Annotated in this window: 14 protein-coding genes; 11 read left to right on the forward strand and 3 right to left on the reverse strand. The window is 72.6% G+C overall.

The window, feature by feature from the left end:
* Positions 1-2: 2 nt before the first annotated feature.
* Positions 3-1016 (forward strand): adenosine deaminase, encoded by a 1014-nt coding sequence (gene add, locus AB0F40_RS01650; protein WP_357463145.1) that lies wholly within the window; start codon positions 3-5, stop codon positions 1014-1016.
* 97 nt (positions 1017-1113) lie between these two features.
* Positions 1114-1860, forward strand: coding sequence for a DUF4328 domain-containing protein (locus AB0F40_RS01655; protein ID WP_357463148.1), 747 nt, complete (start codon positions 1114-1116; stop codon positions 1858-1860).
* Positions 1861-1877: 17 nt separating this feature from the next.
* Here the strand turns inward: AB0F40_RS01655 and AB0F40_RS01660 are convergent, their stop codons facing one another.
* On the reverse strand, positions 1878-2465 hold the full coding sequence (locus tag AB0F40_RS01660; protein WP_357463151.1) for a TetR-like C-terminal domain-containing protein: 588 nt from the start codon (positions 2463-2465) through the stop codon (positions 1878-1880).
* Between the two features lie 93 nt (positions 2466-2558).
* On the opposite strand from AB0F40_RS01660, the gene AB0F40_RS01665 reads away from it, so the two are divergent.
* The 5 genes from AB0F40_RS01665 (at position 2559) to AB0F40_RS01685 (ending at position 7646) form a co-directional block, all read left to right on the forward strand.
* Entirely contained in the window at positions 2559-2969 is a 411-nt protein-coding gene (locus tag AB0F40_RS01665) for a hypothetical protein (RefSeq protein ID WP_357463154.1), read from the forward strand.
* 328 nt (positions 2970-3297) lie between these two features.
* Positions 3298-5907: a DNA translocase FtsK 4TM domain-containing protein gene (locus AB0F40_RS01670; RefSeq protein WP_357463553.1), complete on the forward strand. Its 2610-nt coding sequence runs from the start codon at positions 3298-3300 to the stop codon at positions 5905-5907.
* Between the two features lie 30 nt (positions 5908-5937).
* Positions 5938-6528 carry a CDP-diacylglycerol--glycerol-3-phosphate 3-phosphatidyltransferase gene (pgsA, locus tag AB0F40_RS01675; RefSeq protein WP_357463157.1) on the forward strand — a complete coding sequence of 197 codons (591 nt, stop codon included), beginning with the start codon at positions 5938-5940 and terminating at the stop codon, positions 6526-6528.
* The gene (locus AB0F40_RS01680) at positions 6525-7046 is read left to right on the forward strand and encodes a CinA family protein (RefSeq protein ID WP_357463160.1); all 522 of its coding nucleotides are present in this window, start codon (positions 6525-6527) and stop codon (positions 7044-7046) included. Before pgsA ends, AB0F40_RS01680 begins: the two co-directional genes overlap by 4 nt.
* 246 nt (positions 7047-7292) lie before the next feature.
* Positions 7293-7646 (forward strand): helix-turn-helix domain-containing protein, encoded by a 354-nt coding sequence (locus AB0F40_RS01685; protein ID WP_116674556.1) that lies wholly within the window; start codon positions 7293-7295, stop codon positions 7644-7646.
* 90 nt (positions 7647-7736) lie between these two features.
* Here AB0F40_RS01685 and AB0F40_RS01690 read toward each other — a convergent pair whose 3' ends face one another.
* Positions 7737-8534: a DNA-formamidopyrimidine glycosylase family protein gene (locus AB0F40_RS01690; protein ID WP_357463163.1), complete on the reverse strand. Its 798-nt coding sequence runs from the start codon at positions 8532-8534 to the stop codon at positions 7737-7739.
* Between the two features lie 202 nt (positions 8535-8736).
* On the opposite strand from AB0F40_RS01690, the gene AB0F40_RS01695 reads away from it, so the two are divergent.
* Complete coding sequence (locus AB0F40_RS01695; protein ID WP_357463166.1) at positions 8737-9516, forward strand: DUF998 domain-containing protein; 780 nt, start codon at positions 8737-8739, stop codon at positions 9514-9516.
* On the opposite strand, the gene AB0F40_RS01700 is transcribed toward AB0F40_RS01695, so the two are convergent.
* On the reverse strand, positions 9482-14515 hold the full coding sequence (locus AB0F40_RS01700; RefSeq protein ID WP_357463169.1) for a DEAD/DEAH box helicase: 5034 nt from the start codon (positions 14513-14515) through the stop codon (positions 9482-9484). The two genes, AB0F40_RS01695 and AB0F40_RS01700, sit on opposite strands and share 35 nt — an antisense overlap.
* Before the next feature lie 73 nt (positions 14516-14588).
* On the opposite strand from AB0F40_RS01700, the gene AB0F40_RS01705 reads away from it, so the two are divergent.
* From AB0F40_RS01705 to AB0F40_RS01715, 3 genes are all read left to right on the forward strand, one after another.
* The gene (locus tag AB0F40_RS01705; protein WP_357463172.1) at positions 14589-14825 is read left to right on the forward strand and encodes a DUF3046 domain-containing protein; all 237 of its coding nucleotides are present in this window, start codon (positions 14589-14591) and stop codon (positions 14823-14825) included.
* A gap of 227 nt (positions 14826-15052) precedes the next feature.
* Positions 15053-16267, forward strand: a complete 1215-nt coding sequence (recA, locus tag AB0F40_RS01710; RefSeq protein WP_357463175.1) for a recombinase RecA — start codon at positions 15053-15055, stop codon at positions 16265-16267.
* 34 nt (positions 16268-16301) lie between these two features.
* Positions 16302-16934 carry a regulatory protein RecX gene (locus AB0F40_RS01715; RefSeq protein WP_357463178.1) on the forward strand — a complete coding sequence of 211 codons (633 nt, stop codon included), beginning with the start codon at positions 16302-16304 and terminating at the stop codon, positions 16932-16934.
* Positions 16935-17019: the final 85 nt, after the last annotated feature.

Raw genomic sequence — 17019 nt, forward strand, 5'->3', positions numbered from 1 at the left:
GTATGGCTGCTCTCCTCCCGTCGTCCCGCCCTCCTCGAGCAGAGCTGCACGTACACCTCGAGGGCACGCTGGAACCGGACCTGGCGTTCGAGCTGGCGGCCCGCAACGGCGTCGGGCTGCCGTACCCCGACCCGGCGAGCCTGCGTGCGGCCTACGAGTTCGAGGACCTGCAGTCGTTCCTCGACCTGTACACGGCGGGCATGTCGGTGCTGCGCACCGAGGCCGACTTCGCCGACCTGACCCGCGCCTACCTGGCGCGGGTCGCGCGGGCGGGGGTGCGACACGCCGAGATCAGCTTCGACCCGCAGGCGCACCTCGTGCGCGGGGTGCCGCTGGAGGCCGTCGTAGGCGGCATCGCGCGGGTCCTGGAGCGGAGCGAGGCCGAGCACGGCATCTCGACCCTGCTCATCGCCGCGTTCCACCGTGACCGGGACAGCGCGGAGGCGCTCGACGTCCTGGAGCGGCTGCTCGCCATGGACGCACCGATCGTCGGCGTGGGTCTGGACAACGCGGAGGTCGGCTACCCGCCCCGCCTGTTCCAGGACGTGTTCGCGCGCGCCGAGCTGGCCGGCCTGCGGCGGACCGCGCACGCGGGAGAGGAGGGGCCCGCCGCCAACGTCCGGGAGGCCCTCGACGCCCTGCACGCCGAGCGGATCGACCACGGCATCTCCGTGGTCCAGGACCCGGGGCTCGTCGCGCGTGTCGTGGAGCAGGAGGTCCCGTTCACCGTGTGCCCCGTGTCCAACGTGCGGCTGCGCGCGGTCCCGAGCCTCGCCGAGCATCCGCTGCCCGCGATGATCGAGGCGGGCATGCTCGTGAGCATCAACTCCGACGACCCGCCGTACTTCGACGCGTACGTCGACGACGTCGACGACGCCGTGACCGCGGCCTACGGACTCACCAGGGACCAGCGGGCGGGTCTCGCGGCCGCGTCGTTCCGCGGGTCCTTCCTCGCGCAGGACCGCGTGGACGTGCACCTGGCCGAGGTGGAGGCGTGGCGCACGGCAGGTGCCTGACCACCAGAGGATCCCGCGCAGAAATCACCCGCTATGCCCCCGTTTGCCTGACTCGGCGGCCGATAGTGTTCCCAGCACACCGCGCGAGGAGGCGACGTTGTCCCAGCCGAACCCGTACGAGCCCCGTCCGCCGGAGCAGCAGCCCCAGCCGCTCGGCCCAGTACCGGCCTTGCCCGTTCCGTGGGCTGCCGGCGGTCCGCCGCCGGCCCTGATACCTCCGGTCCCCGCCCGCGCCGCCCAGGTGGCGGTCGTGGTCGCGATCTGCCTGGCACTGACGCAGGTCCTGGTGTTCGTGGCGTCGATCCCGGCGAGGCCGGTGGCGGACCGGATCCTCCAGGAGGGAGTGTCCGCGGCCGCCGGGTCGCCGTTCTACCTGGCCTTCAGCCAGCTCAGCGGCCTCGCCCAGGCGCTGGCGCTCGGTGGGTTCGTGGTCGGCGGCCTGTGGCTCCACGCGTCACGCGCCTTCGCGGTCGCCGCCCGTCCGGAGATCCTCCAGGAGCGGGGCCCGGTCTGGGTGTGGCTCGGCTGGGTGGTTCCCGTCGTGAGCCTGTGGTTCCCGTTCCAGGTCGTCACCGACATCCGGCGCGGTTGCGTACGAGGGCAGCAGCACTCGCTCGGTGCCTGGTGGGCCGCCTGGCTGGTCTTCGTGTTCAGCCTCTTCTTCAACTTCTCTAGTTCGTCGGGCACCGGCTCGTTCCGGCTGACGGTCGATATGCCGCTGCCCGTCGTCGAAGGAATCGGGGCCGCGGCCGGGGTCGTCGCCCTGGTCCTCTGGATCCGGATCATCCGGGACATCACCGCCGGCCAGCGCGAGCTCGCGGAGCGGGCGGCCGCAGCGGCCTGACGAAACCCCGTGCCGCGTCAGCGGCCGAGCAGCGCGGGTCCGACCCTTCCCGCGGCGTGCTCGAAGGCCGCCGCGCGCTCGTGCTCGTCCCCGGGGAGCAGGCCCGCCAGCTCGAGCGAGACCAGGCCGTGCACCAGCCCCCAGAGCCCGACGGCGGCGCTCAGCACGTGCTCGGGCGGCGCGCCGTGGACCGCCCGGGCGACGGCGTCGTACAGCACCCGGAAGGTCGGGCCCTCGATCGCGGACGCCGGATCGCCGGATGTCGGCGACACGGCGCGGTAGAACATGACCCGGTAGAAGTGCGGATCGGCCAGCGCGAACCGCCGGTAGGCCCCGCCGAGGGCCCGGAGGTCCGCACCAGGGTCGTCGCTCTGCCCGACGGCGGTCAGGTGCTCGGCGAAGCGCCGGAACCCCTCGTCGCTGACGGACTCGACCAGCGCCTCGCGCGAGCCGAACAGCGCGTAGACCGCGGAGGCGCTGGTCCCCGCAGCGCCGGCGACCTTCCGCACCGTGACGGCGCTCTCGCCGTCGGACGAGATCACACGCGAGGTGACGTCGAGGAGCCGGGTGCGCAGGGCGTCGTCGTGCAGTCGTGGTCGAGCCATGGCGTGAGTCTAGAAGTCTTGACGGGAGTTTGCGAACGTTGTTTGATAACAGTGTTACTAAACATCGGACCACTCACAGCCCAGGAGGAAGTCGTGCTCGAGCTCTCGGATCCGGCCCGCATCACAGCGGGCGTCGTGCTGCTCACCGTCGTAGGGGTCGAGTCGGGCGGGTTCTTCCTGCTCAAGGTCTTCGGCGGCAAGCTGGTCACCACCGACCTGCAGAAGAGCTTTTACCGGGCGGGCCACGCGCACGCCGGCGTGCTGGTGATCCTCGGCCTGCTCTGCGTGCTCCTGGCGGAGGCGACGAACCTGACGGGGTTCGCGCACTGGCTGGCCGCCACCGGCGTGCTCTGCGCGGCGATCCTGATGCCGGCGGGATTCTTCTTCTCCGCGATGGGACGGGGGCGGACGACGCCCAACCGCGCCGTCGTGCTGCTTCCGGCCGGGGCTGCGTTCCTGGCGGCGGGTGTGGTGACGCTGGCGTTCGGCCTGCTCCTGGCCTGAACCGGACCCGGCTCGGGCCAGGCCGCTCGGCGTGCGCGGACGGGCGGAGCGCGACAAGACGGATGACTGCCCGGTCCGGGACACACCGCGAGGGTTCCTGGGCCCGGCCGTCGTCCCCGGTTACGGTGGCGACATCATGGCGACCCGCACGTCGGCCCGGCGAAGCTCCGGGAAGGGATCCGGGCAGGGCGCGAAGCGCCCGAGGCCCAAGGCCGCAGCGTCGAGATCGACGAAGCGCCGGGGGACCACCCGCCCGGCCACCAAGGCTGCGTCCGTGCCGTCCCGCCCGCCGTGGCCGGTCCGTGCGCTACGGGGGCTGTGGATGGGCATGGCGCACGCCGTGGGCGGGGCCACCCGTGCCGCGGGGCCGCGCACGGCGCAGGACCCGTCCGACGGGGGCGCGCAGAAGGCAGAGCAGCAGGGAGGGCAGGAACTGGAACCGGACCACCGGCGCGACGGCGTCGGCTTCGCGCTGCTCGCCGTGGCGGTGATCGTCGCCGCGCGAGAGTGGTGGGGCATCGACGGGGCATTCGGCGACGGCGTGCACGCGGTGGTCGCCGGCACGTTCGGCGTGGCGGGCGTCGCCCTGCCCGTGCTGCTCGTCTGGCTCGCCGTCCGGGTCATGCGCCATCCCGAGCGCGCCCAGCAGAACGGGCGGGTGGCGATCGGGCTCAGCTTCCTGGTCGTCGCCACGTGCTCCCTCGTGCACATCAGCGCGGACCTGCCCTCGCCCGCCGAGGGCTTCGCCCCGGTGCAGGACGCTGGCGGTGTCATCGGGTTCCTGTTCGCGACCCCGGTGGTCACCGGTCTGACGCAGTGGTTCGCGATCCCCCTGTACGTCCTGGCCGGGTTCTTCGGGGTGCTCATCGTGACCGCGACCCCGGTGCACCGGATCCCGGCACGGCTGCGCGGCCTGTACGACCGGCTCACCGGCAACCACAGCGAGCCGGCGGCGACGGACAAGGACGGGCTCGCGCTGGCCGAAGGCGTGTCGGCGCACGACGGCGCCGCCACCGGCACGAAGCGCCGCAAGCGCCGGACCAAGCAGGAGATCGCGGCGGAGAAGGAGCGGCTGGCCGGGTTCGCGGGCGACGAGGCCTTCGAGAAGGCCGCCGAGGTGGAGGCCGCCGAACGCGCCGCGAAGGCGAGCAAGCTCATGACGCAGCGCATCCCGACCAGCGAGTCAGCCGGCAAGGTGACCGGCGCACCCGCCATCGGCCCGGGCGTCCTCGGCCCCGACGGCGACCGCGGCAAGTCGGACGGACTGGGGCCGCCCCAGGGCAGCGAACCGATGCCGCGCGGTGTGCAGCCCATGCTCGACGGCGACACGGTCTACCTGCTGCCGGACGAGGACCTGCTGGTGCAGGGGCCGCCGCACAAGGCCCGCTCTGCCGCCAACGACCGGGTGGTCGAGTCGCTCACCGGCGTGTTCGAGCAGTTCGGCGTCGACGCGAAGGTCACCGGCTTCAGCCGCGGTCCGACGGTCACCCGCTACGAGGTCGAGGTAGGGGCCAAGACCAAGGTCGAGCGCATCACGTCGCTGTCCAACAACATCGCCTACGCGGTGGCGAGCGCGGACGTGCGCATCCTGTCGCCCATCCCGGGCAAGTCCGCCATCGGTATCGAGATCCCGAACACGGACCGCGAGACCGTCGTGCTGGGCGACGTGCTCCGCTCGGGCGCCGCGCGGCGCACCGAGCACTCCATGGTGATGGGCGTCGGCAAGGACGTCGAGGGCGGCTACGTCGTCGCGAACCTCGCGAAGATGCCGCACATCCTCGTGGCGGGCGCCACCGGCGCCGGTAAGTCGAGCTTCATCAACTCGATGATCACCTCGATCCTGATGCGCGCCACGCCCGAGCAGGTGCGCCTCATCCTGGTGGACCCCAAGCGCGTCGAGCTCACGATCTACGAGGGCATCCCGCACCTGATCACCCCGATCATCACCAGCCCGAAGAAGGCCGCCGAGGCCCTCGACTGGGTGGTGCGCGAGATGGACTCGCGCTACGACGACCTGGCGATGTACGGGTTCAAGCACATCGACGACTTCAACACGGCGGTCCGGGCCGGCAAGGTCAAGCCGCCGGCGGGCTCCGAGCGCAAGATCGCGCCCTACCCGTACCTCCTCGTGGTCGTCGACGAGCTCGCGGACCTCATGATGGTCGCCCCACGCGACGTCGAGGCCTCGATCCAGCGCATCACCCAGCTCGCGCGCGCGGCGGGCATCCACCTCGTGCTCGCGACGCAGCGCCCGTCCGTCGACGTCGTCACGGGTCTCATCAAGGCGAACGTGCCGTCGCGGCTCGCCTTCGCGACGTCGTCGGTCACCGACTCCCGCGTGGTGCTCGACCAGCCGGGTGCCGAGAAGCTCATCGGCCAGGGCGACGCGCTCTTCCTGCCCATGGGCGCCGCCAAGCCGATGCGTGTCCAGGGCGCCTGGGTCACCGAGTCCGAGGTGCACGAGGTCGTCGAGCACGTCAAGAGCCAGCTCAAGCCCGTGTACCGCGAGGACGTCGCCGCGCCGACCGCCGCGAAGAAGCAGGTCGACGAGGACATCGGCGACGACCTCGACCTGCTGCTGCAGGCCACGGAGCTCGTGGTGACGACCCAGTTCGGCTCCACGTCCATGCTGCAGCGCAAGCTCCGCGTGGGGTTCGCCAAGGCGGGGCGCCTCATGGACCTGCTGGAGTCGCGCGAGATCGTGGGGCCCTCCGAGGGCTCCAAGGCGCGCGACGTGCTCGTGCTGGCGGACGAGCTGCCGTCGGCGCTCGCGCTCATCCGGGGCGAGCAGCCGCCGCAGGTCTTCGACCAGGCGGAACCCGAGCGGGGCGGGGGCGGCACGAACCGGGACACCGACGACCAGTACGCCGACGGGACGGACGGCCACCTGCCGCCCGTCGCCACGGACTACCACGACGACGCCGACGCGCTGCGCTGAGGGGTCCCGCCAGACGGCTAGGCTGGAGCAATGGTCAACGACGCTCCGTCGCCCTGGAACATTGCGAACATCGTCACGATGATTCGCATCGCCATGGTCCCGTTCTTCGCCTGGGCACTCCTCGTCGAAGGCGGCGACGACACCACGTGGCGGCTCGTGGCGACGGCGATCTTCGTGGTCGCTGCCGTGTCGGACAAGGTGGACGGCTACCTCGCCCGGTCGCGCGGGCTCATCACCGACCTGGGCAAGCTGCTCGACCCGATCGCCGACAAGCTGCTCATCGGCGCCGCCCTGATCCTGCTCTGGATCCCGCTCGGCGAGCTGCCCTGGTGGATCCCCGTGGTGATCCTGGTGCGCGAGCTGGGCATCACCTTCATGCGCATGGGCATGCTCAAGTACGAGGTGATGCCGGCGTCGCGCGGCGGGAAGCTCAAGACGGTGCTGCAGTCCGTGGCGATCTCGATGTTCCTGCTCCCGCGTGACGGGTTCGAGTGGTTCACGGTGATCGCGTGGATCGTGCTGCTGGCCGCCTTCGTCGTGACGGTTGTGACGGGCGTCGAGTACGCCTACCAGGGCTGGAAGATCCGCCGCGACGCTCGGGCCGGGGCCTCCAACCGATGACGGTGTCTCGCCTCCTGACCGAGGCGGCCGCGCGCGGGTGGTCCATCGGGGTGGCCGAGTCGCTGACGGGCGGGCTCGTCACGGCATCCCTCGTCTCGGTACCCGGCGCGTCGAGCGTGCTGCGCGGCGGTGTCGTCGCATATGCCACGGACCTGAAGACCGAGCTGCTCGGCGTGGAAGCCGACCTGCTCGCCGAGCGGGGCGCCGTGGACGAGGCGGTCGCCGCTCAGATGGCGGCGGGCGTACGGCGGGTGACCGGTGCCGATGTGGGGCTCGCCACGACCGGCGTCGCGGGACCGGATCCGCAGGACGGCCAGGGTCCGGGTGTGGTCTTCGTCGCAGTGAGCACCCCGGTGGCGTCCGAGGTGCACCGGCTGGACCTCGAAGGTGACCGGTCCCAGGTGATCGACGACGCCGCCCGCGCCGTACTGGAGCTCGCGCTGACGCTCGTCAGGGGCGGAGCGGGTGAAAACTGCGACACACCCCCCATCGTATTTCCTGAAGTTACAGACAAGTGAAGCTTCTTGGCTTAATCTTGCACAGGGCTTGACGGGGGCGCACTCCGGGAACAAGGCTCAGATCCACGACGTTGTCCCGGTGTGATCATGAACAGGCCGACCACCCGGAGCCGGCGCAAGAACTCTTCGAGCGCGGGGTACGGTAGAACGAACTCCACGCGTGGAGGGCGCACCACACGCACGACACGTCCGGTCCAGGCAGGGCAGGGCGTGAGTTCAGGGACAGGCACTGAAAGGGGGCGCGAGATGGTCGTACTACGGCGAGAAATCGGAGACGTGCTGCGTGACACGCGGCAGCGTCAGGGGCGCACCCTGCGCGAGGTTTCGTCGGCGGCGCGAGTGTCGCTGGGGTACCTCAGTGAGGTGGAGCGAGGGCAGAAGGAGGCGTCGTCCGAGCTTCTTGGCTCCATCTGCGAGGCGCTCGACGTGCCGCTGTCCTTGGTCCTGCGTGAGGTGAGCGACCGCGTGGCGGTGGCCGAAGGATTCCAGATTCCGGACACGATCCCGGCGGACTTCGTCGCCGGCCTCCTCGCCAGGGGAGGCGACCGGACTGCAGCGCGGCGCGAGGTCGCGCAGTCCGACCTGGCGCCGGTCGGCTAGCAGCCGGCAGGCTGGGACGAGACCTGCGCATCAGGGCGGGACAAGGACCGAGATCTCGGTTCGGGTCCCGCCCTGGTGCTGTCTCCGGGGCTATCTCGGCACCGGTGCCTGGCAGGTCGGGCACCAGAACACGGGCCGCTCATAGGGCTTCTCGTTCGCCGATCCGACACTGATCGGCGTGCCGCACCGGTGGCACGGGCGGCCGGACCTGCCGTGCGCGTGCATCTCGACGGCGCCGAGACCGCGGGCCCGTCCGACGGCCACGCTGCGCTCCATCAGCCGGCGGGCCGTGCGGAGCAGGTCCTGGCCCTCCTCGTCCGTCAGCGCCCCGGCCGGCGTCCAGGGGAACAGTCGTCGTGCGAACAGCGACTCGGCCATCCAGATGGTCCCGATGCCCGCGACGGTGCGCTGATCCAGCAGGGCCGCGCACAGGGGTCGGTCCGGCTCGCGGACGAGCCGCGCGGCGGCGTCGGGCAGCCCGGTGGTGGGAAAGCCGGCGCCCAGCACGTCGGGGCCCAGGCCGCCGAGAATCCTGTGCTCGTCGTGGGTGCGCAGCAGGTCGAGCATCCCGAGGTGCCATCCGGTGGCGGTCCAGGCGTCCGTGGCGAGCACGGCGCGGATCGCGGGGTTCCGGGCGGAAGCATCGCGAGAGCCCGTCCGGTGGACCTTCCAGAGCCCTTCCATGCGTAGGTGCGTGTGCAGAGTGCGCCCGTCGTCGAGCCGGGTCAGCAGGTGCTTGCCGTACACGCCGGTCTCCAGCGCGGTGGCACCGGTGAGGTTCGCGGCGCCGGCACTTGGCCAGCGCAGCTCCGCACGAACGAGCGGCAGGCCGCGCAGCGCCGCGGTGAGGCGTTCGGCGGTGAGGCGCAGAACATCGCCCTCTGGCACGTATGCTCCCCTCGTCGTGGGGTTTCAGCGTAGTGTGCGCCAGGCCGAGGGATGCCGCACAACCGGCATATCACCCGGGTAGCCGGACCTGATCCGGGTTCTGCCGCACGGGCGGCACTGGGGGACAGCCCCCAGAAATGTCCGGGTGTAACCGGGGGAATACCGGATGGCTTCCGGGCGCCCGCTCCAGGACCCTTATCTCATGACCGTCGCAGACGCTGACCTGGGGAGACATTCCGAATTGCCGCCCGTACCCGTAGACCCCCGCAGCGCGCGCACAGTTGGCTGGCTCGGCGCGACGGCATTGCTCCCGATGGTCGCGGCGCACGTGGTGGGCGCGTCGGTCGTCGACCCGGTGCTCGACCCGATCAGCTGGTACGCCTTCGTACCCGGCGGCGGCGAGCTCATCCTGGCCGGCGGCCTGATCATGGCGCTGCTCGGGCTCATCCTCACGGTCCGGATGTATCGCGCCGGGCTGGCGGTGGGCCCCGTGCCCGCCGCCGCGATGATCCTCTTCGCCGTGGCGATGATTCTCGTCGGCGCGTTCCCGACCGACCCGCCCGACACCGCGGTGACGCTGTCCGCGACGATCCACCGGGTCAGCGCGGCAGCGGCGTTCTGCGTGCTCCCGGTGGTCGGCCTGAGCCTGGAGCGGTCGATCCAGCAGCCCCGCTCGGGGCTCCCACGGGGCCTACGAACCGCTGCCAGCGCGCTGGGCGTGGTGGTGGCGTTGTTCCTCCTGGTGCACCTGTCTCTGGTCTTCTTCGCCGACTCCGGGATCATCGCCTTCGGCCTCATCGAACGCATCGGCTTCATGATCATGATCGGCTACCTGTTCCTCCTCGCGACCACCATCGACCGTGAGGACCTGAACCCGGGGCGCGTCACGGCAGGGATCGCGAGGCACGCGGTCGTCGAGACCGACGTCGCGGCGTCGGCTCTGGCCCTCAGCGGATCGAGATCCGCAGACCTCGTGGGGTGACCGCGAAGCCCGCCTCCACGAGCGCACGCGCCACCGGGTCGTGCCGTGCGGCCTCCAGGGCGGGCACGCCGTCGACCCGCTGGACCACCAGCCGGCCCAGCCGGCCCTCCCGGACCGTCCGGGCCAGCGCCGCGGCGGCGACCGCGAGCCGGGCGGGGCTCTGGGTGAAGGACAGCACCGTGCGCCCACCTCGCTCCACGAACAGCGCGAGGTCGCCGTGGGTGAGCACCACGATGGCCCCGGCCTTGCGGCCGGGACGGTGTGCGGCGGTGGGCGTGCTGCCACCGGCCGAGCGGTCCGGGCCGGCGGTCGGCCACGCGAGCGCCGCGCCGTACGGGTTGGCGGGGTCCATCGCCGCGAGCACGACGGCGCCGCTCGTGCTGCTCGCGCCCGTGCCGGTCGCGACGGCTGCCGTCCGCTCGGCGACCTCCAGCTCGGCCTCGACGATCCGGGCGCGGTCCTGCGCGTCGACCCGCAGGCGGTCGACGGCACCCGGCAACGCGAACTGCGAGCCGCCCAGGTGCTCGACGAAGTACCCGCGCCGCACCGCACCACGTTCTTCCAGACCGGACAGCACGCGGTACACGTCGCGGTAGCCGGCCCCGACACCCTCGGCCGCCGCGCCGGACCGGGTGAGCACGCCGTGCCGTTCGAGCAGGATCTGGGTCAGGGCGTGCGCCCGCAGGGTGGGATCGGCCTCCCGCGTCGGCAGCGCGGCCCAGCGACCCCCGCCTCCGGGGACGGACGCGCTGGCTCGCAGTGCCGACGCCGGGCGCCCCGGCGACACGGCGAACCGTGAGCGTCGCACCGGCCGGGCGCGCGCGGTCGTCCTGGGCGCGCGATGGGCACCGGCACCGCTGACGCGCTCCCGCAGGGCGCCCAGCCCGTCGTTGGTTACCTGTCCGGCCCAGACGAGGTCCCACAGCGCCTCGAGCACGGCGTCCGGTTCGGTGCCGGTGAGCTCGGCGACCCGCGGCAGGAAGAAGCCACCAGAACCGGTCAGCAGGTCCAGCACCGCCCGGTGCAGGTCGGAGTCGAGAGGGGTCTCCTCCTGGATCGGTTCCAGCGCGGGAAGCGTGAGCGGAGCACCGTCGGCCAGGTGGAGGGAGACCAGACCGTCGCCGCCGCCCGAGCCGGGCAGCCGCGAGTGCCCCGCCCACAGGACCTCACCGGCGACCGTCAGCTCGTCGAGCAGGACGGGGGAGTAGTCGGTCACTCGCGCGGGCAGCACCAGGGTCTCCAGGGCCGACGCGGGGACCGCCGCGCCCGCGAGCTGCTCGATCGCCTGCACGAGCCCGTCCGCGGCGCGCAGCAGCCCGGTGGAGACGTTCTGCCAGCGGGGCAGGAAGGCGCCGAGGGCCTCCTGCTCCACGGGTTCCACCTCGGCACGCAGGACCGCGAGCGAACGCCGCCGCAGCAGGCGCAGCACCCCGGGGTCGCACCACTCGTCGCCGGTGCCGCCGAGCGAGCCGGGCCGCAGGCTGCCGCGCGCGAGCACGCCGCCGGCCTCGAGGCGGGCCAGCCCGTGCGCGACGACCGCGACACCCAGCCCGAAGCGCTGAGCCGCCGCGCCGGCACCGAACGGCCCGTGCGTGCGGGCGTGCCGGCGCAGCAGGTCACCGAGCGGGTCCGGTACGGGCTCGGTGAACGTCTCCGGGACACCCACCGGTAGGGCCACGCCCAGTGCGTCGCGCAGCCGGCCGGCGTCCTCGGCGACCGCCCACTGCTCAACGCCGGCGAACCGGACGCGGATGACGCGGCGGGTGGCCTCCAGCCCGTCGAGCCAGTGCTCCACCGCGTGCCGAGCCTCTTCGCGGGTGCGTGCCTCCAGTGCGTCCAGCGGGTGCGGTCCGGTGCGGCGGAGCAGGTCCCACAGACCTTCCGCGTCCCGGGCCTGGCGGTCCGGTGCGAGCCCGGCCAGCTCCGCCTCGGTGCGCTCGACGGCGCCCGGGTCCAGGAGGTCCGCCAGGTCAGCGGCCCCCTGGTCGCCGAGCAGCTCGGCGAGGAGCTCCGGGTCGAGCGACAGGGCGGCCGCGCGACGCTCGGCCAGCGGCGCGTCGCCGTCGTACAGGAACTGGGCGGTGTAGCCGAACAGGAGCGACTGCGCGAACGGCGACGGCGAGGGGGTCGTGACCTCCACGACCCGGACGCCGCCCCCGGCGATCTCGCGCATGAGATCGGCCAGGGCGGCGACGTCGAAGTCGTCCTGCAGGCACTCCCTGGCAGCCTCCAGCACTATGGGGAAGTCGGGGAACTGGCTGGCCACCTCCAGCAGCTGGGCCGACCGCTGCCGCTGCTGCCACAAGGGCTGTCGCTTGTCGGGGCGGCGCCGGGGGAGCAGGAGTGCCCGTGCCGCAGCCTCACGGAACCGGGCGGCGAACATCACCGACGAGCCCAGCTCGTCACGGACCGCGCCGAGCACCTCGTCCGGGTCCAGGAGCAGGTCGTCGAGGGCGACCTGGCCGGGGGTGTGCTGTGCCCGCGTCCGGGCGTCGTCGTCCTGGACGGCTGCGGTGCCGGTGTCCCACGGGTCGCCCTCCCAGCCGCTGCCCGCGTCGGGCAGGCGCAGCACTATCCCGTCGTCCGAGTGCATGGCCGCCACGTCGAGGCCGAAGCGGGCGCGCAGCCGGGCGGAGATCACGAGGGCCCACGGCGCGTGCACACGTGCGCCGAGCGGTGAGTGGATCACCACGCGCCAGTCGCCGAGCTCGTCGCGGAAGCGCTCCACGACCACCGTGCGGTCGTCGGGTACGCGACCGGTGCCTTGCCGCTGCTCGATGAGGTAGGCGGCGAGGTTGTCCGCCGCCCAGGCGTCGAGCCCGGCGTCACGCAGGTGCTTGCGCCCGGCGTCGGGATCGGCGGCCAGGGCGGCGTCGGCCTCGCGGACGAACGTACCGACCGCGCGCCCGAGCTCGGCGGGACGGCCCTGGGCGTCACCCTTCCAGAAGGGCAGGCGGCCGGGTAGACCGGGCGCCGGGGTGACCAGCACCCGGTCCGTGGTGATCTCCTGGATGCGCCACGTGCTCGACCCGAGCGTGAACGTGTCGCCGACCCTGGACTCGTAGACCATCTCCTCGTCCAGCTCGCCGACGCGCTTGCCACCGCGCGTGCGGGCGGCGCCCCCGGTCACGGCGTCGGTGAGGGCGTCGCCGGGCGCGCCTCCGTCGGGCCCGTCGGTGGCGAGGAAGACGCCGTAGGCACCCTTGTCCGGGATGGTGCCACCGCTCGTGGCGGCCAGGCGCAGTGCCCCGGGCCGCCCGCGCAGCATGCCCGTCGCGCGGTCCCAGGTGATGCGGGCGCGCAGCTCGGCGAAGTCCTCGCTGGGATACCGGCCGGCGAGCATGTCGAGCACGGCGCGCCACGTCGCGTCGCCGAGGTGGGCGAACGGCGCGGCGCGCCGGACGAGGGCGAGCAGCTCGTCCTCGGCCCAGTCGTCGACGGCGAGGGCCGCCACGACCTGCTGCGCGAGGACGTCGAGCGGGTTGGCCGGGACGTGCATGTGCTCGATCTCGCCGGCGCGCATGCGCTGCGCGATGACCGTGGCCGGCACGAGGTCGCCGCGGAACATCGGGAAGACCACGCCCTTGGACACGGCGCCCACCTGGTGGCCGGCCCGACCGATGCGCTGGAGCCCGCTCGCGACGGACGGCGGCGCCCCCACCTGGACCACGAGGTCCACCGCGCCCATGTCGATGCCGAGCTCCAGGGACGACGTGGCGACCACGGCGGGCAGCCGGCCCTCCTTGAGCTCAGTCTCGGTGCGCGTGCGCTCCGCGCGGCTCATCGACCCGTGGTGGGCCCGCGCCAGGAGGGTCTCGGCCTGGGCGGGTACCGCCTCGGGCAGGCCGGGCTGTCCGGGCGTGGGCCGCGGGAGCCCGGCGCTCGTGCCCGACTGGCCCGGCACGAGCGCGGCCCAGGTGCTCGCCGGGTCGGCGACGTCCAGGCCCTGGCGCTGCGCCCACACCTCGTTCATCCGGGCGGTGAGCCGCTCGGCGCCCCGCCGGTTGTTGGTGAACACGATGGTGGAGGTGTGGTCGGTCACGAGGTCGACCACGCGCTCCTCGACGTGGGGCCAGACCGAGGCGCGGCGCAGGGGCCGTGTGGCCTCGCCCGAGAGGTCGATCTCGTCGTCGCCGGTGCCCGGACCGTTCGGCCCGTCGCCGCCCTGCCCCGGGGCGGTGCCGTCCGCAGCCGCCGCGCCGTCGGACGGGCCGGCCGCGGGCGCGCTGTCGAGGTCCGCGAGGTCCGGGACCGGCACGACGACGTCGATGGCCCACTCCTTGTGCGACGGCGGCTGCACGACGGCGACCTCCCGGGCCGAGCCGTCGTCGCGGCCGCCGCCGAGGAACCGGGAGACGACGTCGACAGGGCGCACCGTCGCCGACAGGCCGATGCGTTGCGCGGGCCGGTCGAGCACCGCGTCGAGCCGTTCCAGGCTCAGGGCCAGGTGAGCGCCGCGCTTGCTGCCCGCGACGGCATGGATCTCGTCGAGCACCACGGTCTCGACGCCCGCCAGGCCTGCTCGCGCCGAGGACGTGAGGATGAGGAACAGCGACTCGGGCGTCGTGACGAGGACGTCCGGGGGACGGGTGGCGAACGAGCGCCGCTCGCTCGCGGGCGTGTCGCCCGTTCGCATGCCGACCGTGACGTCCGGGACCTCGACGCCGTCCCGGGCCGCTGCCTGCCGGATGCCGGTGAGCGGTGAGCGCAGGTTGCGCTGCACGTCCGCGGCGAGCGCCTTCAGCGGCGACACGTACAGCACACGGCAGCGGCGGGCGCGGTCCTCGGGCGGTGGAGCGGACATGATCCGGTCGATCGACCAGAGGAACGCCGCGAGCGTCTTGCCGGACCCGGTCGGTGCGACCACGAGCGCGTGCTGGTCACGTGCGACGGCGTCCCACGCGCCGGCCTGGGCGGCTGTGGGCTGCGCGAACGCGCCGGTGAACCACGTACGGGTGGCGGGTCCGAACCGGGAGAGCGGGTCGTCGGGCGTTGGCATGGACCCATTCTGTCCCTGACCACTGACACAGGCCGGTTGCCGGGGGGCGCTCGGGGAGACGTAGGGTTGCCGGGTGCGCGAACGGGATTTCTGGCAGCTGATCGACGAGGTCTTCGGTCCCGCCTACGGGCGCGCCCTCGCACGCGAGCAGGTGCTGCCCGCGCTGGACGGCCGGACCCCGGCCGTCGCCCTGGACGAGGGCGACGAGCCGCGTGACGTGTGGCACGCGCTGTGCGACGCGCTGGACGTACCCGACGCCGACCGGTGGGGCAAGGACAAGCACCGGCAGGCTCCGCCGCCTCGCCGCTGACCGCCTCGCCGCTGAGCCGGTGAGATGTCCACGACACCCGGTGTGTCGTGCGTTGCCTCGAACACGCGTTCGGCTAGACTTCGACCACAGGCACGGATTTCGGAACGTCGTCCACAGGCGGCGGCCGGAGAAGGCGTCCGTGTCAGTGGCTCCGCGTACGGTCGGCAACGACGTACAGAGCCATCCATGCCGGCGCACAGAGCGCCCCGAAACCGAAGGTGTTGCACATGCCCGCACCAGCAGATCGCGACAAGGCCCTCGAAGCGGCCCTCGCTCAGATCGACCGCAGCTTTGGCAAGGGCTCGGTCATGCGCCTCGGCGACGAGATCCGTGCGCCTATCGAGGTGATCCCGACCGGCTCGATCGCTCTCGACGTGGCGCTCGGCATCGGCGGTCTGCCCCGTGGCCGCGTCGTCGAGGTGTACGGGCCGGAGTCCTCGGGTAAGACGACCATCGCGCTGCACGCGGTGGCCAGCGCCCAGCGCCAGGGTGGTATCGCGGCGTTCATCGACGCCGAGCACGCGCTGGACCCCGACTACGCCAAGAAGCTCGGCGTCGACACCGACGCCCTCCTGGTCTCGCAGCCGGACACCGGCGAGCAGGCGCTGGAGATCACGGACATGCTGATCCGCTCCGGCGCGCTCGACATCATCGTGATCGACTCCGTCGCGGCGCTGACGCCCAAGGCCGAGATCGAGGGCGAGATGGGCGACAGCCACGTCGGCCTGCAGGCCCGCCTCATGTCGCAGGCCCTGCGCAAGATCACGGGCGCGCTCAGCTCGTCCGGGACCACGGCGATCTTCATCAACCAGCTGCGCGAGAAGATCGGCGTGTTCTTCGGTTCGCCCGAGACCACCACCGGTGGCAAGGCGCTGAAGTTCTACGCGTCGATCCGGCTCGACATCCGCCGCATCGAGACCCTTAAGGAGGGCACCGACGCGGTCGGTAACCGCACCCGGGTGAAGGTCGTCAAGAACAAGATGGCCCCGCCGTTCAAGCAGGCGGAGTTCGACATCCTGTACGGCCAGGGCATCTCCCGCGAGGGCGGCCTGATCGACATGGGCGTGGAGCACGGCTTCGTGCGCAAGTCGGGCTCCTGGTTCACCTATGAGGGTGACCAGCTCGGCCAGGGGAAGGAGAACGCGCGGGCGTTCCTGCGGGACAACCCCGACCTCGCCAACGACATCGAGAAGCGCGTCAAGGAGAAGCTGGGCGTGGGCCCGAAGGTCGACGCACCGGCAGAGGGTGCGGCTGCGGCGGCCCCTGCTGCCACGGACGCCGCACCGGCCGCTGGCACCGTCGCGGCGGCGAGCTCGTCATCCCGGACGACCGCTACCGTTAAGGCCACCAAGGCGCCCAGTGCGCGCTCGAAGGCTGCCAAGCCGGCGGCCGCGAAGACCGCAGAGAAGGCGGAGGCGGCCGCCGAGAAGGCGCCGTTCTGACGTGGAGTACGGTGATCCAGCGGATGGTCCCGGCGTGGGGAAGCGTCGGGGCCGTCCGGCTGCTCGGGAGGGTGGCCGGGCGAGCGGCCGCGGACGGCGCAGCAGCGCCGACCGAGCACCACGCAAGACCGTCGCCGAGCGCCTCGAGGCCGGCGAGATCAGCCGGGACGAGGCCGTCGAGAAGGCCCGCGAGGTAGTCCTGAAGACCCTGACGGCGGCGCAGCGGTCCCGGCGTGAGCTGGAGCAGTCGCTGGCTCGCAAGGGCTACCCGGAGGACGTCGTCGTGCAGGTGCTCGACCGGTTCGACGAGGTGGGCCTGGTGGACGACGCGACGTACGCCGAGACCATCGTCCGCACGCGGCACGCAGAACGGGGCCTTGCCCGGCGCGGTATCGCGGCGGAGCTGCGTCGGCGAGGCATCGACGAGGATACGGCCGTCGAGGCCCTGGACCAGCTCGACCCGGACGACGAGCGGGAGGCCGGCGCCAAGCTGGCCACCAAGCTGATCACCCGCACCCGGAGCCTCGACCGCCAGGTGCGGGTGCGCCGCGCCGTCGGCTCGCTCGCCCGGAAGGGCTACGCGCCCGGCCTAGCCTTCGAGCTGGTCCGCGACGCGCTCGCCGCGGAGGGTGAGGAGACGGGCGACCTCGACTACACCGAGGGCTGAGCCCCGCCCGGGAGAGATCGGTAGAACGTCAGGTGGTCGGTAGCTCGAGCTATCGACCACCTGACGTTCTACCGACCATGCGGTG

Origin of the sequence: Promicromonospora sp. NPDC023987 (assembly GCF_040639055.1) — a bacterium.
Lineage (GTDB): Bacteria > Actinomycetota > Actinomycetes > Actinomycetales > Cellulomonadaceae > Promicromonospora.